The sequence below is a fragment of the Streptomyces sp. NPDC020983 genome, assembly GCF_044333485.1.
Classification (GTDB): Bacteria; Actinomycetota; Actinomycetes; order Streptomycetales; family Streptomycetaceae; genus Actinacidiphila.
Genome location: NZ_JBIRRA010000003.1, coordinates 325580 through 350044, shown reverse-complemented (window position 1 = coordinate 350044; position 24465 = coordinate 325580). Strand labels below are relative to the sequence as shown.

The 24465-nt window shown below is 74.9% G+C and carries 22 protein-coding genes and 1 riboswitch; of the genes, 17 read left to right on the top strand and 5 right to left on the bottom strand.

The window, feature by feature from the left end; translation table 11 throughout:
• Nucleotides 1-38: 38 nt before the first annotated feature.
• Nucleotides 39-827: a carbon-nitrogen hydrolase family protein gene (locus tag ACH4SE_RS07855; RefSeq protein ID WP_398542425.1), complete on the top strand. Its 789-nt coding sequence runs from the start codon at nucleotides 39-41 to the stop codon at nucleotides 825-827.
• The gene (locus tag ACH4SE_RS07850) at nucleotides 824-2530 is read left to right on the top strand and encodes a flavin monoamine oxidase family protein (protein WP_398542424.1); all 1707 of its coding nucleotides are present in this window, start codon (nucleotides 824-826) and stop codon (nucleotides 2528-2530) included. Before ACH4SE_RS07855 ends, ACH4SE_RS07850 begins: the two co-directional genes overlap by 4 nt.
• On the opposite strand, the gene ACH4SE_RS07845 is transcribed toward ACH4SE_RS07850, so the two are convergent.
• Nucleotides 2491-3201, bottom strand: coding sequence for a DUF5995 family protein (locus tag ACH4SE_RS07845; protein ID WP_398542423.1), 711 nt, complete (start codon nucleotides 3199-3201; stop codon nucleotides 2491-2493). The genes ACH4SE_RS07850 and ACH4SE_RS07845 overlap by 40 nt on opposite strands.
• 98 nt (nucleotides 3202-3299) lie before the next feature.
• Entirely contained in the window at nucleotides 3300-4163 is an 864-nt protein-coding gene (locus tag ACH4SE_RS07840) for an NAD-dependent epimerase/dehydratase family protein (protein ID WP_398542422.1), read from the bottom strand.
• A 147-nt stretch (nucleotides 4164-4310) separates the two neighbouring features.
• Between ACH4SE_RS07840 and ACH4SE_RS07835 the strand changes: the two genes are divergently transcribed.
• Both ACH4SE_RS07835 and ACH4SE_RS07830 read left to right on the top strand, forming a co-directional pair.
• Entirely contained in the window at nucleotides 4311-5153 is an 843-nt protein-coding gene (locus ACH4SE_RS07835; protein ID WP_398542421.1) for a helix-turn-helix transcriptional regulator, read from the top strand.
• Nucleotides 5154-5521: 368 nt separating this feature from the next.
• Nucleotides 5522-6913, top strand: coding sequence for a uracil-xanthine permease family protein (locus tag ACH4SE_RS07830; protein WP_398542420.1), 1392 nt, complete (start codon nucleotides 5522-5524; stop codon nucleotides 6911-6913).
• Nucleotides 6914-6960: 47 nt separating this feature from the next.
• On the opposite strand, the gene ACH4SE_RS07825 is transcribed toward ACH4SE_RS07830, so the two are convergent.
• Nucleotides 6961-8190, bottom strand: a complete 1230-nt coding sequence (locus ACH4SE_RS07825; RefSeq protein ID WP_398542419.1) for an MFS transporter — start codon at nucleotides 8188-8190, stop codon at nucleotides 6961-6963.
• 73 nt (nucleotides 8191-8263) lie between these two features.
• Here ACH4SE_RS07825 and ACH4SE_RS07820 point away from each other — a divergent pair, with 73 nt between their 5' ends.
• The 11 genes from ACH4SE_RS07820 (at nucleotide 8264) to ACH4SE_RS07770 (ending at nucleotide 18525) form a co-directional block, all read left to right on the top strand.
• The gene (locus ACH4SE_RS07820; RefSeq protein ID WP_398542418.1) at nucleotides 8264-9442 is read left to right on the top strand and encodes an ROK family transcriptional regulator; all 1179 of its coding nucleotides are present in this window, start codon (nucleotides 8264-8266) and stop codon (nucleotides 9440-9442) included.
• A 196-nt stretch (nucleotides 9443-9638) separates the two neighbouring features.
• Nucleotides 9639-9769: riboswitch (FMN riboswitch) on the top strand.
• Nucleotides 9770-9898: 129 nt separating this feature from the next.
• A complete protein-coding gene (gene ribD / locus ACH4SE_RS07815) occupies nucleotides 9899-11017 on the top strand; it encodes a bifunctional diaminohydroxyphosphoribosylaminopyrimidine deaminase/5-amino-6-(5-phosphoribosylamino)uracil reductase RibD (RefSeq protein ID WP_398542417.1) in 1119 nt (372 codons plus the stop codon).
• 1 nt (nucleotide 11018) lies between these two features.
• Complete coding sequence (locus ACH4SE_RS07810) at nucleotides 11019-11636, top strand: riboflavin synthase (RefSeq protein ID WP_398542416.1); 618 nt, start codon at nucleotides 11019-11021, stop codon at nucleotides 11634-11636.
• Nucleotides 11633-12307 (top strand): nicotinamide riboside transporter PnuC, encoded by a 675-nt coding sequence (locus tag ACH4SE_RS07805; RefSeq protein WP_398542415.1) that lies wholly within the window; start codon nucleotides 11633-11635, stop codon nucleotides 12305-12307. Before ACH4SE_RS07810 ends, ACH4SE_RS07805 begins: the two co-directional genes overlap by 4 nt.
• Nucleotides 12304-13626, top strand: coding sequence for a bifunctional 3,4-dihydroxy-2-butanone-4-phosphate synthase/GTP cyclohydrolase II (locus ACH4SE_RS07800; protein WP_398542414.1), 1323 nt, complete (start codon nucleotides 12304-12306; stop codon nucleotides 13624-13626). The genes ACH4SE_RS07805 and ACH4SE_RS07800 overlap by 4 nt, the downstream gene beginning before the upstream one ends.
• A complete protein-coding gene (gene ribH, locus ACH4SE_RS07795) occupies nucleotides 13623-14108 on the top strand; it encodes a 6,7-dimethyl-8-ribityllumazine synthase (protein WP_398542413.1) in 486 nt (161 codons plus the stop codon). Before ACH4SE_RS07800 ends, ribH begins: the two co-directional genes overlap by 4 nt.
• A gap of 33 nt (nucleotides 14109-14141) precedes the next feature.
• Nucleotides 14142-14414 carry a phosphoribosyl-ATP diphosphatase gene (locus ACH4SE_RS07790; protein ID WP_398542412.1) on the top strand — a complete coding sequence of 91 codons (273 nt, stop codon included), beginning with the start codon at nucleotides 14142-14144 and terminating at the stop codon, nucleotides 14412-14414.
• A 109-nt stretch (nucleotides 14415-14523) separates the two neighbouring features.
• Nucleotides 14524-15372 carry an ATP phosphoribosyltransferase gene (gene hisG, locus ACH4SE_RS07785; RefSeq protein ID WP_398542411.1) on the top strand — a complete coding sequence of 283 codons (849 nt, stop codon included), beginning with the start codon at nucleotides 14524-14526 and terminating at the stop codon, nucleotides 15370-15372.
• A 56-nt stretch (nucleotides 15373-15428) separates the two neighbouring features.
• On the top strand, nucleotides 15429-15890 hold the full coding sequence (locus tag ACH4SE_RS07780) for a PH domain-containing protein (protein WP_398542682.1): 462 nt from the start codon (nucleotides 15429-15431) through the stop codon (nucleotides 15888-15890).
• Nucleotides 15891-16120: 230 nt separating this feature from the next.
• Nucleotides 16121-17467 carry a hemolysin family protein gene (locus ACH4SE_RS07775; protein WP_398542410.1) on the top strand — a complete coding sequence of 449 codons (1347 nt, stop codon included), beginning with the start codon at nucleotides 16121-16123 and terminating at the stop codon, nucleotides 17465-17467.
• 8 nt (nucleotides 17468-17475) lie between these two features.
• The gene (locus ACH4SE_RS07770; RefSeq protein ID WP_398542681.1) at nucleotides 17476-18525 is read left to right on the top strand and encodes a hemolysin family protein; all 1050 of its coding nucleotides are present in this window, start codon (nucleotides 17476-17478) and stop codon (nucleotides 18523-18525) included.
• Between the two features lie 21 nt (nucleotides 18526-18546).
• Here the strand turns inward: ACH4SE_RS07770 and ACH4SE_RS07765 are convergent, their stop codons facing one another.
• On the bottom strand, nucleotides 18547-20454 hold the full coding sequence (locus ACH4SE_RS07765) for an AAA family ATPase (RefSeq protein ID WP_398542409.1): 1908 nt from the start codon (nucleotides 20452-20454) through the stop codon (nucleotides 18547-18549).
• Nucleotides 20455-20909: 455 nt separating this feature from the next.
• A complete protein-coding gene (locus ACH4SE_RS07760) occupies nucleotides 20910-21518 on the bottom strand; it encodes a uridine kinase (protein ID WP_398542408.1) in 609 nt (202 codons plus the stop codon).
• 115 nt (nucleotides 21519-21633) lie between these two features.
• On the opposite strand from ACH4SE_RS07760, the gene ACH4SE_RS07755 reads away from it, so the two are divergent.
• Nucleotides 21634-22767 (top strand): M24 family metallopeptidase, encoded by a 1134-nt coding sequence (locus tag ACH4SE_RS07755; RefSeq protein ID WP_398542407.1) that lies wholly within the window; start codon nucleotides 21634-21636, stop codon nucleotides 22765-22767.
• Nucleotides 22768-22954: 187 nt separating this feature from the next.
• Nucleotides 22955-24361, top strand: coding sequence for a peptidase C39 family protein (locus tag ACH4SE_RS07750; RefSeq protein ID WP_398542406.1), 1407 nt, complete (start codon nucleotides 22955-22957; stop codon nucleotides 24359-24361).
• Nucleotides 24362-24465 lie beyond the last annotated feature (104 nt).

The window sequence follows — 24465 nt, the reverse complement described above, 5'->3', positions numbered from 1 at the left end:
GGCATACGGGGTGACCTGCGGAAAGAAGGAGCACGAGGGTGCGCATCGCGCTGGCTCAGGGGGTGGGGCCCGGCGGGGCGGCGTTCGAGGCGGCGGCCCGCGAGGCGGCTCGCGGCGGGGCGCGGCTCATGGTCGCGCCCGAGCTGTCCTGGACCGGCTACGTGCTGGGCCGGCGGGCGGCGGAGCTGGCGGAGCCCGCGGACGGGCCCGCCGCGGAGTGCGCCGCCCGCGTCGCCGCGGAGTACGGGCTCGCCGTGGTGTACGGCTGGCCCGAGCGTGACGGGGACACCGTCCGCAACGCCGTCCGGCTCGTCGGTCCGGACGGCGCCGCGAGGGCCACGTACCGCAAGACGCATCTGTACGGGGAGGGTGAGCGCGCCGCCTTCACGCCCGGCGCCGAGCCGGTCGTGCAGGCCGAACTGGACGGCCTCGTGATCGGCCTGCTCGTCTGCTACGACGTGGAGTTCCCGGAGGCCGTGCGGGCGCACGCCCTGGCCGGCACGGACGTGCTGGCGGTGCCGACCGCGCTGATGCGCCCGTACGAGGCCGTGCCGCGGCTGCTCGTGCCGGCGAGGGCGTACGAGAACGGGCTGTTCGTCGCGTACGCCAACCGCTGCGGTCCGGAGGGCGGCTACGACTTCGCCGGGCTGAGCTGCCTCGCCGGGCCCGACGGCGAGGTCGCCGCGCGGGCCGGGGCGGGACCCGGCGTGCTGTTCGGCGACGCCGACCCGGCGCGGATCGCCGGGGCGCGCGCGGCCACGCCGTACCTCGACGACCGCAGGCCCGACCTCTACCGCAACCTCACCGCCAGGAGCCCCCGCGCATGACGTCCGTGCCCACCGCCGTCCACGACGAGCAGCACATCGAGGCGCAGACCCAGCCGCCCATCACGATGTCCGGCCCCGACTTCCCCTTCCCCTACGACGACTTCCTCGCCCACCCGGCGGGGCTCGGCGCGGTGCCGCCGGCCGAGCACGGCACCGAGGTCGCGGTCGTCGGCGGCGGCCTGTCCGGGATGGTGGCGGCGTACGAGCTGCTGTCCATGGGACTGCGGCCGGTCGTCTACGAGGCGGACCGGATCGGCGGGCGGCTGCGCACGGTCGGCTTCGACGGCTGCGACCCGGAACTGACCGCCGAGATGGGCGCGATGCGCTTCCCGCCGTCCTCCACCGCCTTCTGGCACTACGCGGACCTGGCCGGCCTGACGAGCTCGCCCTTCCCCAACCCGCTGGCGCCCGCGACCCCGTCGACCGTCGTCGACCTCAAGGGCCGGACGCACTACGCCACGTGCCTGGAGGATCTCCCCGAGGTCTACCACCAGGTGATGCACGCCTGGAACGCCTGCCTGGAGGAGGGCGCCGACTTCTCCGCGATGCAGCGCGCGCTGCGCGAGCGGGACGTCCCCGAGATCCGCCGGATGTGGTCCGCGCTCGTGGAGCGGCTGGACAACCAGACCTTCTACGGCTTCCTGTGCGACTCGCCCGCCTTCCGCTCCTTCCGGCACCGGGAGATCTTCGGGCAGGTCGGCTTCGGCACCGGCGGCTGGGACACCGACTTCCCCAACTCGATCCTGGAGATCCTGCGGGTCGTCTACACCGGCGCCGACGACGACCACCGCAGCATCGACGGCGGCAGCCGGCAACTGCCGCTGCGGCTGTGGGAGATGGCGCCCGACAAGCCCGTGCACTGGCCCCGCGGCACCTCGCCGGCCTCGCTGCACGACGGCGGGAGGCCGCGCCCGGCGGTCACCGGGCTGCACCGCACCTCGGGCAACCGCATCACCGTCACCGACGCCACCGGCGACATCCGCTCGTACAAGGCAGTGGTCTTCACCGCGCAGAGCTGGATGCTGCTGTCCAAGATCGCGTGCGACGACGCGCTCTTCCCGATCGACCACTGGACGGCCGTCGAGCGCACCCACTACATGGCGTCCAGCAAGCTCTTCGTGCCCGTCGACCGGCCCTTCTGGCGCGACAAGGACCCGCGCACCGGGCGGGACGTGATGTCGATGACGCTCACCGACCGGATGACCCGCGGCACCTACCTGCTGGAGCAGGGGCCGGACCGGCCGGCCGCGATCTGCCTGTCGTACACCTGGTGCGACGACAGCCTCAAATGGCTGCCGCTGAGCGCGCACGAGCGCATGGAGGTGATGCTCGGCTCCCTCGCCGAGATCTACCCGGGCGTCGACATCAGGAAGCACGTCATCGGCAACCCGGTGACCGTCTCCTGGGAGAACGAGCCGTACTTCATGGGCGCCTTCAAGGCGAACCTGCCCGGCCACTACCGCTACCAGCGGCGGCTGTTCACGCACTTCATGCAGGACGCGCTGCCCGCCGACCGGCGCGGCCTCTTCCTCGCGGGCGACGACATCTCCTGGACCGCCGGCTGGGCCGAGGGCGCGGTGCAGACCGCGCTCAACGCGGTGTGGGGCGTCATGCACCACCTCGGCGGCGCCACCGACCCGCTCAACCCCGGACCCGGCGACCGCTACGAGGAGCTGGCCCCGGTGCTGCTGCCCGACGACTGACGCCCGCAGCGGGCGGGCGTCAGCAGCAGGCGGCCGACCAGGCCCACGCCCGCGTCCAGCCGGCTCACGCACTCGTCGTACGCGGCCGGCGAGTCGCGCAGCGCCCACAGCAGCCGGGCCGCCGCCCAGGCCGCGTCCCGGGCCCGGGCCAGCGACCAGGACCCGACGAGGTGGGTGAGCGGGTCGGCGGCCTCCAGCAGGTCCGGCCCGGGCATCAGGTCCTCCCGGACCCGCTCCTCGATCGCGGTGAGCACCTCGCCGATCCGGTCGAAGTCCGCTTCGAGCGCGCCGATCCCGAGCCCGGTGGCGCGGCAGGTGTCGAGCACCGCGAGCGCCAGGTCGTGCCCGACATGGGCGTTGATGCCGGCCAGCGCGAACTGCAGCGGCCGGACGCCCGGGTGGGCGCGCAGTGTGAACAGCGGGCGCCAGCACGCGGGCGGACGGCGGCCCGCCGCGTCGTCCTCGACCGCCGCGAGGTAGCGCCCGGCGAAGCGCACCGCGAGCCGCGCGGCCACCGCCCGGTCCGTGAACTCCCCTCCCGCGAGCCGCCGTTCGACCTCCCCCGTCACGCAGGCGTAGACCCGGGTGAAGACGGCGACGCCGTCCCCGTACGGCAGGCCCGCGTCGGTGGCCCGCATGCGCTCCAGCACGGCGGCTACGTCGGTCGTCATGCGTCCCAGTCTGGCCGCGCCCGCGCGGCACCTCCCGCACGGCGCACCGCGACACGGCCCCCGGCCACCCGTGCGGGTGGCCGGTGCCCGGGACACCGCTAGAGCGCGCCCGCGTCGCGGGCCGTCCACACCGACGGGAAGAGCGGGCGGTAACCCAGCTCGTCGCGGATGCGGACGGTGGAGACGACGCCCTCCCAGGGGTGCTCCACCGTGCGGTCCGCACTGCCCTCGGGCACGGGCACGCCGTTCAGCCAGTGCAGTTCGGCCGCCGAGACCGGGGCGTCGTCGGCGACGTTGTAGACGCGGCCCGCGATGCCCGGCGCGTACAGGACGCGCAGGATGCCCTGCGCCACGTCGGCGTGGTGCACCATCTGGAGGCGCATGTGCGCCGCCCAGTCGCCGGCCCAGTGCAGCGAGTTCGCCAGGTGCGGGTCGCCCTCGCCGTAGACGAAGGCGAGCCGGGCCACCCGCACGTCGAGGCCGCTGTCCCGGTGCAGCGCCAGCAGCCGGTCCTCGGCCTCCTTCTTCGCCGCCGGGTATGCACCCCACATCTGCCCGCCGGTGACCGGGCCGTCGTCCTCGACCGACGGCCTGCCGTGCCCGGTGCCGTAGACGAGGTTGGTGCTGACCTGGACGAAGCGGCTGACGCCCGCCGCGACCGCGGCCTCGCCGAGGGTGACGGCGGCGTCCCGGCTGACGGCCCGGCACTCGTCGTCCGGCACGCCGCGGAAGGCCGCGGCGACGTTCACGACCGCGTCGGCGCCCTCCAGGGCCCTGCGGGCGTCCGCCGGCTCGCGCAGGTCGCCGGCCATCAGTTCCGCGCCCGCCCGGGCCAGCGGCTCGGCCCGCGCCTCGTCGCGGACCAGGACGCGTACGGCGTCGTCCGGGCCGGTGCGCTGCAGCAGCCGCGGGACGAAGCGGCGGCCGACCTGGCCGGTGGCCCCGGTGACCAGAATCCTCATGGTGTCCTCCTGTGGTCCTGCGCGGCGGGCGGAAGGCCCGCCGGCGCCCCCCACCCTGCGGCGGTGCCGCCCGGGCCGGGAGAGACCTGCCGATCCAGGGAGTGGCACTCCCTGGATAGCGCCGGCGGGCGGCCGCATCCTGGAGAGGTGGACCGACCCGAACTCGCCGACTTCCTGCGCCGCAGCCGCGCCCGCCTGTCACCCGCCGACGTGGGCCTCACCGGCGGCCCCCGGCGCCGCACCCCGGGGCTGCGCCGGGAGGAGGTGGCCCAGCTGGCGTGTATGTCGGTGGACTACTACACCCGGCTGGAGCAGGCCCGCGGCCCGCGGCCGTCGCGGCAGATGCTCACCACCCTGGCCCGCGCGCTGCGGCTGACCGCCGACGAGCGCGACCACCTCTTCCACCTGAGCGGGGAGGAGCCGCCGCGCGAGACCGCCGGCAGCGGGCACGTACGCCCCGGGCTGCTGCTGGTCCTGGACCGGCTGCACGACACGCCTGCCCAGGTCGTCAGCGACATCGGCGACGTCCTCGCGCAGAACGCGATGTCCGTGGCGCTCAGCGGCGACGCGTCGGCCCGGCCGCCGGCGATGCGCAACCTGATGCGCCGCATGTTCACCGACCCGTCCGCCGCCGAGCTCTTCCCCCCGGAGGACCGCGAGCACCTCGCCCGCGCGAGCGTGGCCAACCTGCGCGCCGTGCTCGCCTCCCGGCCCGACGACCCGCGCGCCGCGGCGCTGGTTGCCGAGCTGCGCGCGGTCAGCGAGGACTTCGCGCGGCTGTGGGACGAGCACCACGTCGCGCTCCGGCGCTCCGACGCCAAGCGCTTCCTGCACCCGGTGGTGGGAGAGCTGACGCTGGACTGCGAGGTGCTCCTGAGCGCCGGGCACGACCAGCAGCTCATCGTCTACACCGCGCGGCCGGGCAGCCGGTCGTACGAGCGGCTACAGCTCCTGCGGGTGGTCGGACTGCAGGATCTGACGGCCCGCTGATCGTACTGCTGTTCTGGCCGGAACAGCCTGACGGCCGGTCAACTGCCCGGCGGGGCAGGGCAGGTGAATGCGCGCCTGTGCCATGGCGTAATCCCGCGGAATGAATTGCCCGTTGCGGGCTCCCTTCCGGGCGGCAGGCGCCGGTAACGTGGTCCTCGGTTCGGCGGGCGCGATTCCCCCGTGCGCGTCCGCCGAACCACTGACCGGCCGCGGCGTGACCGTTCCGCGCGGCAGGTCCTCCCCCCGGCACGGCGTGTGCGCCGACCGTATGAACACCGCGGTGCGGCCCTCCCGCGTCCGTGCCGCCCGCCACCGGCCGCTTACGTTGAGGACGCACACGGCGGGGTCGGCGGCGAGGAGCGGGGCACATGGTGCGCGGAGTGGGCTGGACGGTGCACGGTGACGGCCGCAGCCCGCGCCCGGGCGAGGTGGTCGCGCCCGGCGAACGGCTCGGCTGGGGCCGCACCGTGGGGCTGGGAGCGCAGCACGTCGTCGCGATGTTCGGCGCGACCTTCGTGGCCCCGGTGCTGATGGGGCTGGACCCCAACCTGGCCGTGCTGATGTCCGGCGTCGCCACCGTGCTCTTCCTGCTCGCGACCGCCGGGCGCGTCCCCAGCTACCTGGGCAGCAGTCTGTCCTTCGTCGGCGTGGCCGCGGCCATCCGCGCGCAGGGCGGTGACAGCGCGACCCTCACCGGCGCGCTGCTGGTCGTCGGCGCGGTGCTGTGCGCGTGCGGCCTCGCGGTGCGCGCGCTCGGCCCGGGCGTGGTGCACGCGGTGCTGCCGCCGCCGGTGACCGGCGCGGTGGTGCTGCTCATCGGCTTCAACCTCGCGCCCGTCGCCGCGGGGACGTACTGGCCGCAGGACCAGTGGACCGCACTGCTGACGCTGTTGTTCACCGGCTTCGCGCTCGTCGGGCTGCGCGGCTTCGCCGGCCGGATCGCGATCTTCCTCGGGCTGCTGTTCGGCTACGGCGTCTCGTGGCTCTTCGACCGCGTCTTCGGCCAGATCGGTGTCCGGCACACCCCGGCGGGCAGCACCGGCGGCCACTGGCGGCTGGACCTGCACGAGGTGGGCCACGCCGCCTGGTTCGGCTGGCCCAGCACCCACGCGCCCTCCTTCGACGGCTCCGCGGTGCTCGTCGCGCTGCCGGTGGTGATCGCCCTCGTCGCGGAGAACGCCGGGCACGTCAAGGCGGTGGGCGAGATGACCGGAGACCGGCTGGACCCGGTGCTCGGCACCGCCATCGCCGCGGACGGCGGCACCACCGTGCTCTCCAGCGCCCTGGGCGGCCCGGCCACCACCACCTACGCCGAGAACATCGGCGTGATGGCCGCGACCCGCGTCTACTCCACCGCCGCCTACTGGGCGGCCGCCGGCTTCGCGGTCCTCTTCGGCCTGTGCCCCAAGTTCGGCGCCGTGATCGCGGCGATCCCCGGCGGGGTGCTGGGCGGCATCACCGTCATCCTCTACGGCATGATCGGCCTGCTCGGCGCGCGCATCTGGGTGGAGAACCGGGTCGACCTGGCCAACCCGGTCAACCTGGTGCCGATCGCGGGCGGCGTCGTCGCGGGCATCGGCAACGTCACCTTGAAGATCACCGACACCTTCTCGCTCAGCGGCATCGCGCTGGGCACCGTTCTGGTGCTGGCCGGCTACCACGCGCTGCGCCTGGCCGCGCCCGCCGGCCTGCGGACGGCCTCCCCCTCGGCCGCGGACGACGCCCACCGCGGGGAAGGGGATGCGCCGGGGGGCGGATGACACCGGACCGGCTCCCACTCCGGTCGGGGCCCCGCCCCCCGGCGGGCTCAGTCGGCGGCCACCGACGCCGCCGGTTCGGGCGCGGCTGCGGCCGCCCCCGCACGCGCACCGCCGTGCGTCCCGACCACGCCCGCGCCGAGCACGAGGCCCAGCGTCAGCACCGTGACCAGGCCGAAGGAGGCGGTCAGCGACGACGCCCCGGCGATGCCGCCGATCGCGGCGGGGGCCACCAGGCCCGAGGTGTACGTGACGGTCGCGACGCCCGCGATCGTGCGCGCCGGGTTGGTCCCGCTGCGCCCGGCGGCCGCGAAGCACAGCGGCACCACCACGGAGATGCCGATGCCGATGAGTGCGAAGCCCGCGATGCCCGGGGCCGGGGCGTGGGCGAACACCACCAGCAGGCCGCCGGCGGTGGCGATCACGCCGCCCACCCGGATCGCGGTGACGGCGCCGAGCCGGCGGACCGCGATGTCGCCCAGCAGCCGGGCGGTGGCCATGGTGCAGGAGAAGGCGGTGTAGGCGAGCGCCGCCACCGCGGGCGAGGCGTTCGCGACGTCGCGCAGGAAGACCGCGCACCAGTCGGCGGTGCCGCCCTCGGCGAAGACGCCGCAGAAGCCGATCGCGCCGATCACCAGCGCGGACCTCGGCGGCAGCGCGAAGCGCGGCGGCGCCTCCTCGTCGGCCGCCGGGCGCAGGTCGGGCACCTGCGAGCACAGCAGCAGCGCGCCGGCCACCAGCACCGCGGCGACCACCCCGAGGTGGACGCGCCCGTCCAGCCGGGCGTGCGCGGCGGGCACGCCGACCGCGGCGCCGACCAGCGTGCCGACGCTCCACATGCCGTGCAGGCCGGACATGATCGACTTGCCCTTGCGCTCCTCCACGGCGACGCCGACCGCGTTCATCACGACGTCCGCCATGCCGGCGCTGGCGCCGAACGCCAGCAGTGCCAGGCACAGGAAGGGCAGCCCGGGTGCGAGCGGCGGCAGCACGAGCACCGCGCACCACAGCGCGAGCAGTGCCCGCAGCGCGGCGCGCGAGCCCAGCCGGTGCATCAGCCGGCCGGCCAGCGGCATCATCAGCACCGAGCCGATCGCCGGGCAGACGAGCGCGATGCCGAGTTCGCCCGCGCTGAGCCCCAGGTGGTCCTTGATCCACGGGATGCGGGTGGCGAACGTTCCCTGCACGGCGCCGTGCACCGCGAAGACCGTGGCGATCGCCAGATGGGAGCGGCGCACCCGGGCGGGCGTCCAGCTGGGGTCAGGGGCACGCGTCGTCATGGTGCGTAAACTATCAGGAAGCCTGCCTGAAAGTTAAGCCCCGGGAAGCCACCGGTCTGGAAGGATCCCCCGCATGACCGCCACCCGCGCGCACCCCGCCAGGAACGCGTCACCGCGTACGGCCCGGGCCATCAACGACCGGCTCGCCCTGCGCCTGCTCCAGCAGGAGGGGCCGCTCACCGCCGCGCAGTTGAAGGAGCTGACCGGGCTCTCCCGGCCCAGCGTCGCCGATCTCGTCGAGCGCCTCCAGGAATCCGGACTGATCGAGGTCGTCGGCGAGTCCGGCGCCGCCCGCCGCGGGCCCAACGCGCGGGTCTACGGCATCGTCGCCGACCGGGCGCACGTCGCCGGGCTCGACGTACGGGTCGACAGCATCGGGGTGGAGATCGCCGACCTCCTCGGCCACACCGTCACCCGGGCCGCGCTGGCCGTCGCACCGGACGCCGACCCCGCCGCCACCGTCGAGCGCGGCGTGCAGCTGCTGCTGGGCGCCGCCTCCGGCACCGCCCTGCACACCGTCGCCTGCGGCGCCCCCGGGCTGGTCAACCCGGTCACCGGACGGCTCGCCGTCACCGGCGAGCTGCCCACCTGGCACGGCGACCTCGTCGACGAGGTACGGCGCAGGATCGGCGTGCCGGTGCTGCTGGAGAACGAGGTCAACCTCGCCGCGGTCGCCGAGCAGCGGGTGCGCGGCGGCGCGCCGGACGAGACGTTCGTGCTGCTGTGGATCGGCGGCGGTGTCGGAGCCGCCCTCGTCCTCGACGGGCGGCTGCGGCGCGGCTTCTCCGGCGGCGCCGGCGAGGTCGGCTTCCTGCCGGTGTCCACCAGCGGGCGGCTGCCCACCGCCACCAACTGCGACGACGGCTACCACGGTCTCACCGGCAGCCGCGCGGTGTGCGCGCTGGCGCGCGAGCACGGCATCCGCACCGCGGCCCCCGCCGACGCGGCGGCCGCCGCGTCGGCGGTGCAGGCCGGGAACCCCGGCTTCCTCGACGAGCTGGCCCACCGGATCGCGGTGGGCGTCGCCGCGATCTGCGCGGTCCTCGACCCCGGCCTGCTGGTGCTGGCCGGCGAGGTCGGCGCGGCCGGCGGCCAGGACCTCGCCGACCGCGTCGGCGACCGCCTGGCCCGGCTCTCCCCGCTGCGGACCACGGTGGTGCCCACCGCGATCCCGTCCGGCCCCATCCTGCGCGGCGCGGTGATCACGGCGATGGACTCGGCCCAGGAAGCGGTCTTCGCCCCGGCGGGCTGACGTCCCGGGCTGACGTCCCGGCGCGGCGGCCGGGGAGGCCCGCGCACCCCCGGGCGGGCGCCCCCGGCGGGGGCGGCGCACGCGTGCACCGGGCGGCGCAGTGGCGGAACACACATCCGCCGGGGCGGGGCCGCCCGGAAACGCCCTGGAGCGGTACGGGTCAGGCGTGGCAGACTGGGGGCGTACTTAGTGACGTACGCGCACTCCGGGGTCGGTGTAATTCCGAACCGGCGGTTACAGTCCGCGACCCGGCCGCATCCAGTGGCCGGTTGACCAGGTGAAATTCCTGGACCGACGGTGAAAGTCCGGATGGGAGGCAGTGCGCGGCGTGCGTTCACGACGGTGCGCCGCCACGGCGGCAGGTCGCAGGAGGCCTGCCGGCAGCAAGGTGGGGTGCCCGGGCGTGTACGCGCGCTGAAGCCCCGGAGTCCGTGCCCGAAGCGGCAGGAGGACCCGGTGGCCACCACCACGGAAACCGACGCGATGCGCCGAGCCGTCGCGCTCTCCGCACGCGCCCTCGGCGCGACCGCCCCCAACCCCGTCGTCGGCTGCGTGATCCTCGACGCGGCCGGCAGGCCCGCGGGCGAGGGCTGGCACCGCAAGGCCGGCGGCCCGCACGCCGAGGTCCACGCCCTGGAGGCGGCCGGTGCCGCGGCCCGCGGCGGGACCGCCGTCGTCACCCTCGAACCGTGCAACCACACCGGCCGCACCGGCCCCTGCGCCCGGGCGCTCGTCGCCGCCGGGATCGCCCGGGTCGTCTACGCCGTCGCCGACCCCAGCCCCACCGCGTCCGGCGGCGCCGCGACGCTGCGCGCCGCGGGCGTGGACGTCGAGAGCGGGCTGCTCGCCGCCGAGGCCGAGGCCGTCAACACCGCGTGGCTCACCTCGGTGCGCCGCGGCCGCCCCTACGTGCTGTGGAAGTACGCGGCCACCCTGGACGGCCGGGTCGCCGCCGCGGACGGCAGCAGCCGCTGGATCACCTCCGAGCAGTCCCGTGCCGACGTGCACCGGCTGCGCGCGCAGGCCGACGCGGTCGTCGCCGGCTCCGGCACACTGCTGGCCGACGACCCGCACCTCGCGGTGCGCGGCGTCGAAGGGGCCGTGCAGCCGCTGCGGGTCGTCGTCGACACCCGCGCCCGCATCCGCACCACCGCGCGCGTCCTGGACGACGCCGCACCCACCCTCGTCGCCGTCGCCAAGGACGCCGACACCTCCCACCTCGACGCCCTCGACGGCCCGGAGGTCGTACGCCTGCCCTACGCGCCCGGCCTTGCTGCCGGCGCCTCCCGCGGGCTGGACGTGACGGCGCTGCTCGCCGAGCTGCACGCCCGCGGGGTCCGCTCCGTCCTGCTGGAGGGCGGGCCGACGCTCGCCGGCGCCTTCGTGGCGGCCGGCGCCGTCGACACCGTCGTCGGCTACCTCGCGCCCGCGCTGCTGGGCGCGGGACCGAACGCCCTCGGCCCGGCCGGAATCAGCACCCTCGCGCAGGCGTTGCGGCTCGACGTGACCGACGTCGCCCGCCTCGGGCCAGACCTGCGTATCACCGCCGTCCCCACTGCTGCACAGGAGAAGTGACGTGTTCACCGGAATCGTCGAAGAACTGGGTGAGATCACCGCGGTGGAGGAGCAGTCCGACGCCGCCCGCTTCACCGTCCGCGGACCCGTCGTCACCGAAGGGGCGAAGCACGGCGACTCGATCGCCGTCAACGGGGTGTGCCTGACCGTCGTGGACCTCGGCGACGGCAGCTTCACCGCCGACGTCATGGACGAGACGCTCAAGCGCTCCAGCCTCGGCGCGCTGCGCCCCGGCTCGCGCGTCAACCTGGAGCGCCCGATGGCCCTCGGCGGCCGGCTCGGCGGGCACCTGGTGCAGGGGCACGTCGACGGCACGGGCACGGTGCTGGAGCGCACCCCGGGCGAGCACTGGGAGATCGTGAGGATCTCGCTGCCCGCCGAGCTGTCGCGGTACGTCGTCGAGAAGGGCTCGATCACCGTCGACGGCATCAGCCTCACCGTCGTCGAGGCCGCCGCCGACTTCTTCACCGTCAGCCTCATCCCGACCACCCTGGAGCTGACCACGCTCGGCGTGAAGCAGCCCGGCGACCCGGTCAACCTGGAGGTCGACGTCATCGCCAAGTACGTCGAGCGCATGCTCGGCGCGGCGGCCCCCGGAACCGCGGGAGACGTGCGATGAGCGCCCTGCACTGGCTGAACAGCGAGGCGTTCACCGCCTTCGACCAGCACGTCATGTGGTCCGACATGATCGGCAACCTGCTGGGCCTGGCCGCCCTCGCGCTGGGCTGGCGGCGGGCGATGCTGACCTGGCCCGTCCAGCTGCTGTCCGGCGTGGTGCTGGTCGCCGCGTTCTGGTCGGCGCACCTGGGGGGCGGCGTCGGCAAGCAGTTCGTGGTCGTCACGGTCGCGGTGTGGGGCTGGTTCCGCTGGCGCGGCGGCCGCACCGACGACGCCGGGCGGGTCGCGATCCGCTTCGCCACCTGGCGGGAGCGCGCCGTGCTGGCCGTCGCCACCGGCGCCGGCACCGCGGCGGTCGCCGGGCTCTTCCTGGCCTACCCGTCCCTGTCGTGGAACCCGTGGCCGGACGCGTACATCTTCACCGGCACGCTCGCCGCGATGTACGCCCAGGCACGCGGCTGGGTCGAGTTCTGGTTCGCCTGGCTGGCCGTCGACGTGGTCGGGGTGCCGCTCAACTTCCACAGCGGCCTGCCCTTCTCGGGCCTGGTCTACATCGTCTACTTCGTCCTGGTCGTCGCCGGGATGTACGCCTGGTGGCAGCAGACCCGCCGGCCCGACGCCGGCTCCCGGGTCCGCCCGAGCAGCACCGTCGCGGAAGGAGTGACGGCATGAGTGCCGTGACCGCACTGCAGGACGACTGGTTCGACGGCGAGGATCTGCGCCTGGACCCGGTGGAGCGGGCGATCGCGGACATCGCGGCGGGCCGCCCGGTCGTCGTCGTCGACGACGAGGACCGGGAGAACGAGGGGGATCTCGTCGTCGCCGCCGAGAAGATCACCCAGGAGACCGTGGCGTTCATGATGACCGAGTGCCGCGGGCTGATCTGCGTGCCGATGGAGGCGCCGGACCTGGACCGGCTGGAGCTGCCGCAGATGGTGGACTCCAACACCGAGTCCATGCGCACCGCCTTCACCGTCTCGGTCGACGCGGGGGCCGCGCACGGCGTGACCACCGGCATCTCCGCCGCGGACCGCGCCACCACCATCCGGCTGCTGGCCGAGTCCACCAGCGTGCCCGCCGACTTCGTCCGCCCCGGCCACGTCTTCCCGCTGCGCGCCCGCAGCGGCGGCGTGCTCACCCGCGCCGGCCACACCGAGGCCGGAGTGGACCTCGCCCGGCTCGCCGGGCTGCGCCCGGCCGCGGCGATCGTCGAGATCGCCCGCGAGGACGGCACCATGGCCCGGCTGCCCGACCTGGTGCCCTTCGCCCGCAAGCACGGCCTGGCCATCATCTCCATCGAGGACCTGATCGCCTACCGCCGCTCCGCCGAGCCGACCGTGCGCCGCGAGGCCGCCACGACGCTGCCCACCGCCTACGGCGACTTCCGCGCCTACGGCTACCGCAGCACCGCCGACGGCGTCGAGCACATCGCGCTGGTCGCCGGTGACCTCGGGGACGGCACCGACGTGCTGGTGCGCGTCCACTCCGAGTGCCTGACCGGCGACGTCTTCGGCTCGCAGCGCTGCGACTGCGGCCCGCAACTGCAGGAGGCGCTGCGGCGGATCGCCGGCGAGGGCCGCGGCGTGGTGCTGTACCTGCGCGGCCACGAGGGCCGGGGCATCGGCCTGCTGTCCAAGCTGCGCGCCTACGAACTCCAGGAGCGCGGCCGCGACACCCTGGACGCCAACCTCGAACTCGGACTGCCCGCCGACGCGCGCGACTACGGCGCCGCCGCGCAGGTGCTGGCCGATCTCGGGGTCCGCTCGCTGCGGCTGATCACCAACAACCCCGCCAAGACCGGCGCGCTGGTCCGGCACGGCCTCGACGTCCTCGGACGCGAGCCGATGCCGGTCGGGGCCGGGGAGCACAATCTGCGGTACCTGCGGACCAAGCGCGACCGGATGGGGCACGACCTGCCCTGGCTGGAGACCGTGGCCCGCCCCCGCACCGTCGAGGCCGGCAACGGCACTGAGCACCGAGGAGAGAAGTGAGCGGTAAGGGCGCCCCCGAGCTGACCGTCAAGAACTGCGGCGACCTGCGGGTGGCGGTGATCGCGGCCCAGTGGCACCAGCAGGTGATGGACGGCCTCGTGGACGGGGCGATGCGCGCCCTGCGCGACCTCGGCATCGAGGAGCCGACGCTGCTGCGCGTGCCGGGCAGCTTCGAGCTGCCCGTGGTCGCCAAGGCGACCGCCGCCCGCGGCTACGACGCGGTGGTGGCCCTCGGCGTCATCATCCGCGGCGGCACCCCGCACTTCGAGTACGTCTCGCAGGGCGTCACCGCCGGCCTCACCCAGGTCACCGTGGACACCGGGGTGCCGGTCGGCTTCGGCGTGCTGACCTGCGACACCGAGGAGCAGGCGCTCGACCGCGCGGGACTTCCCGGGTCGAACGAGGACAAGGGGCACGAAGCGGTCACGGCCGCGGTGGCCACCGCGGCCGTGATCCGTTCACTATCCGAGCCGTGGCGCTGAGCGGTCCGCGCTTCCCCGTACGCTAGGACCACCATGGCCAACAAGACATTCGAGCAGCTCTTCACCGAGCTGCAGCACAAGGCCGCCACGGCCGACCCCAGCACGTCCCGCACCGCCGAGCTGGTCGGCAAGGGCGTGCACGCGATCGGCAAGAAGGTGGTCGAGGAGGCCGCCGAGGTGTGGATGGCCGCCGAGTACGAGGGCCCGGCCGCCACGGCCGAGGAGATCTCCCAACTGCTCTACCACGTCCAGGTGATGATGGTCGCCCGCGGCATCTCGCTGGACGACGTGTACGCCCACCTGTGAGCCGTGCGGCCCGCGCCGTCCGCGCGCGGGCCGTACGGTCGGTCCGCGTCCCGCACGCACCCCCCGCACCACCCCCCTGACACCGCTCCGAGCGAAGGAACCCCACCCCATGCTGCGCATCGCCGTCCCCAACAAGGGCTCGCTGTCCGGACCCGCGGCGGCCATGCTCCATGAGGCCGGCTACCGGCAGCGCAAGGAGTCCAAGGAACTGGTGCTCTTCGACAGCGCCAACGACGTGGAGTTCTTCTACCTGCGCCCGCGCGACATCGCCATCTACGTCGCCTCCGGCCGCCTCGACATCGGCATCACCGGCCGCGACCTGCTGCTGGACTCCGGCGCCAGCGCCGAGGAGATCCTCCAGCTCGGCTTCGCCCGCTCCACCTTCCGCTACGCCGCCCGCCCCGGCACCGCCGCGGGCGTCGCCGACCTCGGCGGCATGACGGTCGCCACCTCCTACGAGGGCGTCGTCGAGAAGCACCTCGCCGACAACGGCGTGTCCGCCACCGTCGTCCACCTCGACGGCGCCGTGGAGACCGCGATCCAGCTCGGCGTCGCCCAGGTCATCGCGGACGTCGTCGAGACCGGCACCTCGCTGCGCAACGCCGGCCTGGAGACCTTCGGCGAGCCGATCATGGCCTCCGAGGCGGTCGTCGTCCGCCCGGTCGGCGCGCCCGCCGACGACCCGAAGGTGCAGAAGTTCCTGCGCCGCCTCCAAGGCGTCCTGGTCGCCCGCCGCTACGTGATGATGGACTACGACATCCGTGCCGAGCACGTCGACCAGGCCGTCGCCCTCACCCCGGGCCTGGAGTCGCCGACCGTCTCCCCGCTGCACCACGAGGGCTGGGTCGCGGTGCGGGCCATGGTCCCCACCGACGACGCCCAGCGGATCATGGACGAGCTGTACGACCTCGGCGCCCGCGCCATCCTCACCACCGGCATCCACGCCGCCCGGCTGTGACCGCGCCCGGCGGCGGCGCGGACCGCGAGCCAGGCCGCGGCCCCGGCGGCGCCGCCGTGCGGCTGCCGGTGACCTTCCGGCCGCTGCTCACCCGCGTGGTCCTGCTCACGGTCGGCGTCCTGCTGCTCGCCACGCTCGGCGCCCTCGCCGTGCTCATGCCGTCCGAGGGCGCCTCGCCGTGGACCACCGGCGACCGCGTCAGCATCGCCGCCGTCGGGGTCCTCGCGCTCGGCGTCCTCGCACTGCTCAGCCGCCCCAAGGCGGTCGCCGACCGCGACGGGCTCACCGTCGTCAACGTGATCGTCCGCCGGCGGCTGGCCTGGGCGGAGATCCTCGGCGTGCGGCTGCGCCCGGGCGACGCCTGGGTGCACCTGGACCTCGCCGACGGCACCACGCTCGCCGTCATGGGCATCCAGCCCGGCATCGCCCGCCGGCAGGCCCTCGCCGACGCCCGGCTGCTGCGCGAGCTGGTCACCGTGCTCGGTGAGGCGCACGGCACCGGGCGTGACGCGGGGTGAAGCGGACGCAGGGCCCCGCGCCGGCCCGCGGTGAGGCCGCCGTGAAGGCACACCCCGCCGTCCTTCGCGGTCGGCGGCCTGTTGACTACTCTGGAGCGAGGCCGCGCGTCACGTGCGCGGCCCGCCGATCTGCCCGCCCGACCGAGGAGTGACACCCACACCCCGATGGACGCACCGTCCGGTAGTACCAGCGCCGCCCCTCCCGCCCGAAAACCCGGAGCGGCGGCCTCATGAGCACGTCCCTGCTGCTCCTCGCAGCGGCCTTCGTCCTGATCATCGCCAACGGCTTCTTCGTCGCCGCCGAGTTCGGCCTGGTGACCGTGGAGCGCCCGGCCGCCGAACGCGCCGCGGCCGAGGGCGACCGGCGCGCCGCCGGCGTCGTGGCGGCCCTGCGCAAACTGTCCTTCCAGCTGTCCGGCACCCAGCTCGGAATCACCATCACCTCGCTGGTCGTCGGCATGCTCGCCGAACCCGCCCTCGCCGACCTGCTCACCGGCCCGATCCGGGCCGCGGGCATCCCGCACGGCGCGGCCCCCGGGATCGCCGTGGTGGCCGGCATGATGGCCGCGTCCGCGGTGCAGATGGTCATCGGCGAGCTGGTCCCCAAGAACTGGGCGGTCTCCCGGCCGCTCGCCGTCGCCCGTATGGTCGCCGGGCCGCAGCGGGCCTTCTCCCGCGCCTTCCGGCCCGTCATCGAGCTGCTCAACGGCGCCGCCAACCGCCTGGTGCGGATGCTCGGCGTGGAGCCCGCCGACGAGCTGGCCTCCGCCCGCACCCCCACCGAGCTGGTGTCGCTGGCCCGGCACTCCGCGCAGGCCGGCGCGCTCGAACAGGACACCGCCGACCTGTTCGTCCGCACCCTCTCGCTCGGCGACCTCATCGCGGAGAACGTGATGACCCCGCGCGTGCGGGTGAGCGCCCTGGAGGACACCGCGACCGCCGCGGACGTGCTCAACCTCACCCGCGCCACCGGCCTGTCCCGCTTCCCCGTCTACCGCGGCCGGCTCGACGACATCGTCGGCATGGTGCACCTCAAGGACGCCCTCGCGGTGCCCGCCGAGCTGCGCGACCGGACCGCCGTCAGCCGCATCGCGGTCGTCCCGCTGCTGGTGCCCGAGACGCTCGCCGCGCAGCCCCTGCTGGAACTGCTGCGCAGCCAGCAGCCCATCGCCGTGGTCGTCGACGAGTACGGCGGCACCGCAGGCGTCGTCACCCTGGAGGACATCGTCGAGGAGCTGGTCGGCGAGGTCCGCGACGAGCACGACGCCGTCGACCTGCCCGAACTGGCCCAGGCCCCGCCGGAGGACGGGCGTCCCGCGTGGGACGCCGACGGCGGCTGCCGGATCGACACGCTGGCCAGGATCGGCCTGGAGGCGCCCGAGGGCCCGTACGAGACCGTCGCCGGGCTGGTCGCCGACCTGCTCGGGCGGATCCCCGCGGTGGGCGACACCGCGGAGCTGCCCGGCTGGCGGCTGCGCGTCGCCGAGGTCGGCCACCACCGTGCCGAGCGGGTGCGCATCCTGCGCACCGCGCCCGCGCCGGACGCCGCCGCGGACGAGGCGGGTGAGGGCCGGTGAACGTGCTGATGCTGGCCTTCGCGCTGCTGCTGGTGCTCGCCAACGGCTTCTTCGTCGGCGCCGAGTTCGCCCTGGTCTCCGTCCGCCGCAGCCAGGTCGAACCGCTCGCCGCGACCCACCGCCGCGCCCGCACCGTGCTGTACGGGCTGGAGAACCTGCCGCAGATGATGGCCGCCGCGCAGTTCGGCGTCACCGTCTGCTCGCTGACCCTCGGCGCGGTCGCCGAGCCCACCGTCGCGCACCTGCTGGAGCCGGTCTTCTCCGCCGCCCGCATGCCCGAGGACCTCGTCCACCCGGTCGGCTACGTGCTCGCGCTGGCGCTCGTGGTCTTCCTGCACCTGGTCATCGGCGAGCTGGTGCCGAAGAACCTGGCGATGGCCGACCCGGAGAAGACCGCGCTGTGGCTCAGCCCCGGACTCATCGGCTTCGCCCGGGTCTTCCAGCCGGTCATCGTGGTCCTCGGGGCCGGCGCCCGGCTCATCCTGCGCGCCTTCCGCGTCGAGCCCAAGGACGAGGTCGAGTCGGTCTTCACCAGTGCCGAGCTGACGGTGCTCGTCGAGGACGCCCGGCGCGCCGGGCTGCTGGACTCCGACGAGCAGGAGCGCCTGGAGGACGCCCTCGAACTGGGCAGCCGTCCGGTCACCGAGGTGCTGCTCACGCCCGACGAGCTGATCACCCTGGCCCCCACCGCGACCGCGAAGGAGGTCGAGGAGCTGACCGTACGCACCGGATACTCGCGCTTCCCGGTCGCCGCCGAGTCCGGCCCGGGCTACCTCGGCTACCTGCACGTCAAGGACGTGCTGGACCTGGAGGACCAGGACCGCCCCGTGCCGCGCCGGCTGTGGCGGCCCATCACCACGCTGCGGGCCGACCTGCCGCTGGACGACGCTCTCACCTCGATGCGGCGGGCCGCCTCGCACCTCGCGGCCGTCGCCGACGCGAGCGGCCGGGTGCTCGGCCTGGTGGCGCTGGAGGACGTCCTGGAGATGCTGGTGGGGGAGGTGCGGGACCCCTCGCACCCCGCGCAGCGCGCGGTGCCGGGCGAGCTCGTCCGCTGACGCCCGCGCCGTCCGGCCCCGCTACTCCGCGGGGTCGGACGGCGGGACGCCGGGGCCGCGGCCCGACAGCACCTCGCCGTACGCCTGCATCAGGTCCGGCAGCCGCAGCGTCGCCAGCTCGTCGCGGGTCGGCGTCGCCGGATACTCCGACAGCCGCAGGTCGCGGTAGGCGCAGCTCTTCTCGTACAGCGTGCGCAGCAGTCGGCCGTTGCCCAGCTCGTCGATCCAGCCCTGCTCCACCACGTGGCCGCTGATCGCGCGCAGCTCGTCGAGCGCCTCGTCGTCCCAGTGGTCGCCGTTCTCCGCGGCCAGCACCTCGCCGATCCGCGTCAGCTCGACCGGGCGGTAACTCGGGAAGTCCACCCGGGTGGTGAAGCGCGAGCCGAGACCCGGGTTGGCCGCGAGCAGCCGGTCCATGCCCTCGGGATAGCCGGCGAGGATCACCACCAGCCGGTCCCGGTTGTCCTCGGCGCGCTTGAGCAGCACCTGGAGGGCCTCGTCGCCGTAGGCGTCGCCCTTGCTGTAACCGGAGTTGGACAGCGCATAGGCCTCGTCGACGAACAGCACACCGCCCAGCGCCGAGTCGATCAGCTCGTTGGCCTTGACCGCGGTCTGGCCCAGGAACTCCCCGACCAGATCGGACCGCTGGGCCTCCACCAGGTGGTCGCCGCCGAGCAGGCCCAGCGCGTAGAACACCCGGCCCAGTATGCGGGCCACGGTGGTCTTGCCCGTGCCCGAGGGACCGGAGAAGACGAAGTGCCGTTTCGGCGGCTGCACCGGCAGCCCCTGCCCGGCCCGCAGCCGGGCCATCCGCAACTGCGCCGACAGCGCGCGCACCTGGCGCTTCACCGGCTCCAGGCCCACCATCCGGTCCAGTTCCGCGAGCGCCTGCGCCAGCAGTGCCGGATCCGAGCCGCCCAGCGGCAGCGGGGCCTGCGGCCCGCCCGCCGGCGGGGCGGCGCCGCGGTCGCGCGGGTCCTCCTCCGGCGGGCCCACCGGCCCGAGCAGCACGTCGTCCACCTCGGCCGGTTCCGGGACGGCGGACGGCCGTCCGTCGCCCGGGTCCGCGTACAGTCCGGCCTCCAGGTCCGCGGCGCCCTCCGGGACCGCCTGCCCGCCGGCCAGCGACACCGCGGTGGCCAGGCCCGCGCCCTCGTCCAGGCCGTCGTCCGTCTCGTGTATCGCGGCCAGCCGTGCCGCGGTGTCCATGAACGCCGGGTCCACCCGGTGCACCGCCCGGTACAGCGGTACGGCCGCGGCGGTACGGCCCGTGCCCTCGTACGCCCTGGCCAGCCAGTAGCGCAGCTCCTTGCGCTGCGGCTGCTCGCTGCGGCAGCGCATCAGGGCCGCGGACAGCAGCGGTTCGGCCTGCCCGCACATCTCCAGGCGCACCCGCGCCATCCCGCCGAACAGGCCCGCCTCGATCCCCAGCAGCTGGTCGCCGAGCAGTGGTTCGGTGTGCCGGACCAGATGCTCCCAGTCCTTGACCAGATACGCCCGGCAGGCGTGCAGGAAGCGCACCTGGGGATCGGTGTCGACCGGCGGGCAGTCCGCGAGCGCGCGGTCCAGCTCGGCGACGTGCCGGCCGTCCAGCCAGTGGCTCGCGTGCGCGAGCAGCAGGTCGCGGCTGGTCTCCAGCACCGGCTGCACCCACCAGCCCAGCCAGTACCAGGAGTTCAGCGTGCGGCGGTGCGCGGCGCGCTGCTCGCCGAAGCGGTCGCGGTGCCGGTACATCTGGAGCAGGGCGGTCGCGGTGTCCGCGCGCAGCGCGTGCAGTCCGAGCCAGGCGTCGGCCATCCCCTGGTCCAGCCGCACCGCGGTCCGGAACTCCTCCTCGGCCTGGGCGTAGGCGCCCACCGTGTACGCGTCGATGCCGCGCAGCCAGGCGAGATCGGCAGGGCCGCCCGCGCGGTCGGTGCCGAAGTCCATGTGGTCCCCACCCTCGTTGCCCCGCGCCCCTCGCCGACGGCTCCCGCCGCCAACCGGTAGGCGGCACACGGGAGTTGAAGCATGTGGTGACTCCCCGGGACACCACCGCGACCTTGTCGCATCGTACCCGCGAAGAGGGCGGGGCCGTAGAGTGCGTGGCCCCTGCGGGGGGTTGCCCGGAGGGGCTCCTCGCGCGCGGGGCTTCTCCCGGGGCGGACCCCGCGCCCGTGCACGCCCCGGGGCGCTCCTCCCGGGTGCCCCGTGCGCGCCGCACCGCCGGCAGGGAAGGGTCCCGCGGAGGCGGGGAGGGGCGGCTCGGCGCGGAGGAGGGCGCGGGCGGGGACAGGAGGCAGACGGAGCCCCCGGTCACGGGGGAACAACCGGGGGCTCCGTGCTACGGAAAGCGGTCTTCCGGGACCGCTTGGTTGAAAACGTAATTGCTCGCCGCCAAGCGGTCAAGCCGTCTCCGCAGGTCCGCGCCCGGAACCGGGCACCGCGCGGTAGCCGTCCTGCGTCTGACGGACCAGCAGATCGGCGTACGGCCGCGTCGGGTCCGACGCGAAGTGCGCGTCCTCCGCCGCCGACCACCCGGTCCAGAAGTGTGCGAGCGCCGGGCCGTCACGCCGGATCCCGCGGCCCCGCGCGGTGTCCCGGTCGACCTCCAGCCACAGCGTGAGGGCGAGGTGCGGCCGCAGGGTCCGGCGCCCGGCCCCCACGCCCTCCACGAGCACCACCGGCGCCGCCGGTACCTCGCGGCTGTACGCGAACCGCCGGGCCGTCCAGTCGTAGACCTCGTGCCGTGCGGCACGCCCGGCACGGAAGGGCCCGGCGACCTGCGCCGCGAACCGCCCCTCCCAGCCGAACGGCTCCTCGTGGGTGGCGAGGTCGTCGGTGTGCACCACCGGCGCCCCGCCGAGCTCCGCGGCGAGCCGTCCGGCCAGCGTGGTCTTGCCGGAGCCCGCGTGCCCGTCGACGGCGACCAGCCGGACGGGACCGCAGGAGGGCGGCAGTACGCCGAGCGCGGCGGCCACCTCGCGCAGGGACAGGCCCTGTCCGTCGTCCATGCCCCAGGACCCTACGCGCCCCGCCGGACACCCCGGCGGCACGCGGTCCGGGAGGCGCGCGGCGTGCCGGGAAATAGCGGCGCCCGGAGCAGGCCGGGCGTTTACCGTGGGCGGCGTGACCGTAACCGAGCAGAATGCCGACGCGCTCCACCCCGCCGAGCGCCTCACCCTCGCCAGGAAGGCCGCGGGCGACGCGGGCCTCGACGCGCTGCTGGTCTCGCCGGGCGCGGACCTGCGGTATCTGACCGGCTACCAGGCGCTGCCACTGGAGCGGCTGACATGCCTGGTGGTGCCCGCCGAGGCCGATCCGTTCCTCGTGGTGCCCGCGCTGGAGCACCCCGCCGCGACGGCCTCGCCGGCCGGCCGCCTGGGCCTGGACATCACCAGCTTCGGCGAGACCGACGACGCGTACGAGACGATCGCCCGCCGGCTGCCCCCGGGCGTGCGGCGCTTCGCGGTGGACAACCACATGTGGGCCGAGAAGCTGCTGGCCTTCCAGGCGGCGCTGCCCGACGCCCAGGCGTGCCTGGCGGGCGACGTACTGAGGGAGCTGCGGGTGCGCAAGAGCCCCGCGGAGGTGGCGGCACTGCGCCGCGCCGGCGCCGCGATCGACCGGGTGCACCGCAGGGTGGGGGAGTGGCTGCGCCCCGGCCGCACCGAGCGGGAGGTCGCCCGCGACATCGCCGACGCCATCGTCGAGGCCGGCCACGCGACCGTGGACTTCGTCATCGTCGGCTCCGGCCCCAACAGCGCGAGCCCGCACCACGAGGTGTCCGACCGGGTCATCCGCACCGGCGACCCGGTCGTGGTCGACATCGGCGGCACCACCCCGGAGGGCTACTGCTCGGACTCCACCCGCACCTACGCCGTCGGCGAGCCCCCCGCGGGATTCCGCGAGCTGTACGCGGTGCTGCTGCGCGCGCAGACCACGCAGACCGAGGCGGTGCGGCCCGGCATCACCGCCGAGCAGCTGGACGCGGTCGGCCGCGACATCATCTCCGCCGCCGGCTACGGCGACCACTTCATCCACCGCACGGGGCACGGCATCGGGATGGAGTCGCACGAGGAGCCGTACATCGTGGCCGGCAGCAGCCGCGCCCTCGCGCCCGGCATGGCCTTCTCCATCGAGCCCGGCATCTACCTGCCCGACACCTACGGGGCCCGTATCGAGGACATCGCGGTGTGCACCGAGGACGGCGGCGAGCGGCTGAATCTGACCGGGCGCGACCTCGTGGTGCTGCCCGGCTGAGCGGCGGGACGGCGTCACTGGAACAGACCAATGACGGTGCCGCCACGCGGCCGGAAAGCCTGGTGGAAGGGCGGGTCGTGCTGCCATGGTGGTGCGACCTGCCCGCCGGCGGCGCGCAGGGGCGCCCACGCCTGCCCGGGCGCGCCCAGGAACGAGCAACGCCGAGGGAAACGAAGGGGATTCAGCCATGACCAGTAACGCGCCCCGCCGTACCGTCATCACCGCGGCGCTGGCCGCCGCGGCGGCCGCCACCACCGCCGCCGTCGCGCGGCCCGCGGCGGCGGCGCCCGCCGCACCGGCCGTGCCCGGCGCCGCGCACCCCGGGCAGGCCGGCACCGCCGCGGCCGACGACGCCCCGGTCGACTACCACAGCTGGACGGCCTTCCCCGACTGGCTGTCCGGCGCGCACTCCGGGACCCGCCCGGTGCCCGGCGTGCGGCCCGGGCTGGAGATCGGCCGCGCCACCGGCTCCCTCGACTACACCGACCCGCACACCGGCCTCACCGCGACCTGGGAGTCCGCGTCCTGGACGTCACCGGTGCGCGAGGTCCCGCACCCGGCGACGGAGCTCATCGCGTCCTGGAACGCGCACACCCCGGCGGGCACCTGGCTCCAGGTCGAGCTGCTGGGCACCTACACCGACGGCACCGACACCCCGGCGTACGTCATGGGCCGCTGGACCGCGGGCGACGGGCCCGAGGACATCCGGCGCACCTCCGTCGACGACCAGACGGACGGCAGGAGCAGCATCTGGACGGACACCTTCTCCGTCGACGACGCCTCCACCGGCCCGCTCCTCGCGTCGTACCGGCTGCGCCTCACCCTCTTCCGCAAGCCCGGCAGCACGCTCACACCGCGTGTGTGGCGGCTCGGCGCGATGGCGTCGGACATCCCGGACCGCTTCACCGTGCCGGCCTCCGTGCCGGGCGTGGGCGCGGGCGTGGAGCTGCCCGTCCCGGCGTATTCGCAGAACATCCACAAGGGCCAGTACCCGGAGTACGACAACGGCGGCGAGGCGTGGTGCAGCCCGACGTCCTCGACGATGGTCATCGAGTACTGGGGCCGCGGCCCCACGGCCGAGCAGCTGGCATGGGTCGACCCGTCCTACGCCGACCCGCAGGTCGACCAGGGCGCCCGCTACACGTACGACTACCAGTACGAGGGCTGCGGCAACTGGCCCTTCAACGCGGCCTACGCGGCCACCTACCCGGACATGCAGGGCGTCATCACCCGGCTGCGCTCGCTCAGCGACGTGGAGACGCTGATCGCCGCCGGCATCCCGGTGATAACGTCCCAGTCCTTCCTGGCCTCCGAGCTGGACGGCGCCGGCTACGGCACGTCCGGCCACCTGATGGCGCTGGTCGGCTTCACCGCGGAGGGCGACGTGATCGCCAACGACCCCGCGAGCAACAGCGACGCCGCGGTCCGCAACGTCTACAAGCGGGCCCAGTTCGAAACGATCTGGCTCCGCACCAAGCGCATCAACGCCTCGGGCGGCACCAGCGGCGGCAGCGGCGGCGTCTGCTACCTCTACTTCCCCGCGAAGGTCTCGCCGCGACAGCGGCGTGCGCTCGCCTCGGTCGGCGTCGTCTGACACGCGGGGGGCCGCCACTCCGGACCCCCGGAGGGCGGCCCCTTCCGGCCGCGGGGCGAGCCGAAACCCTGTCGCGCTCCGCGCCGTGGCCGGGAGATCATCGC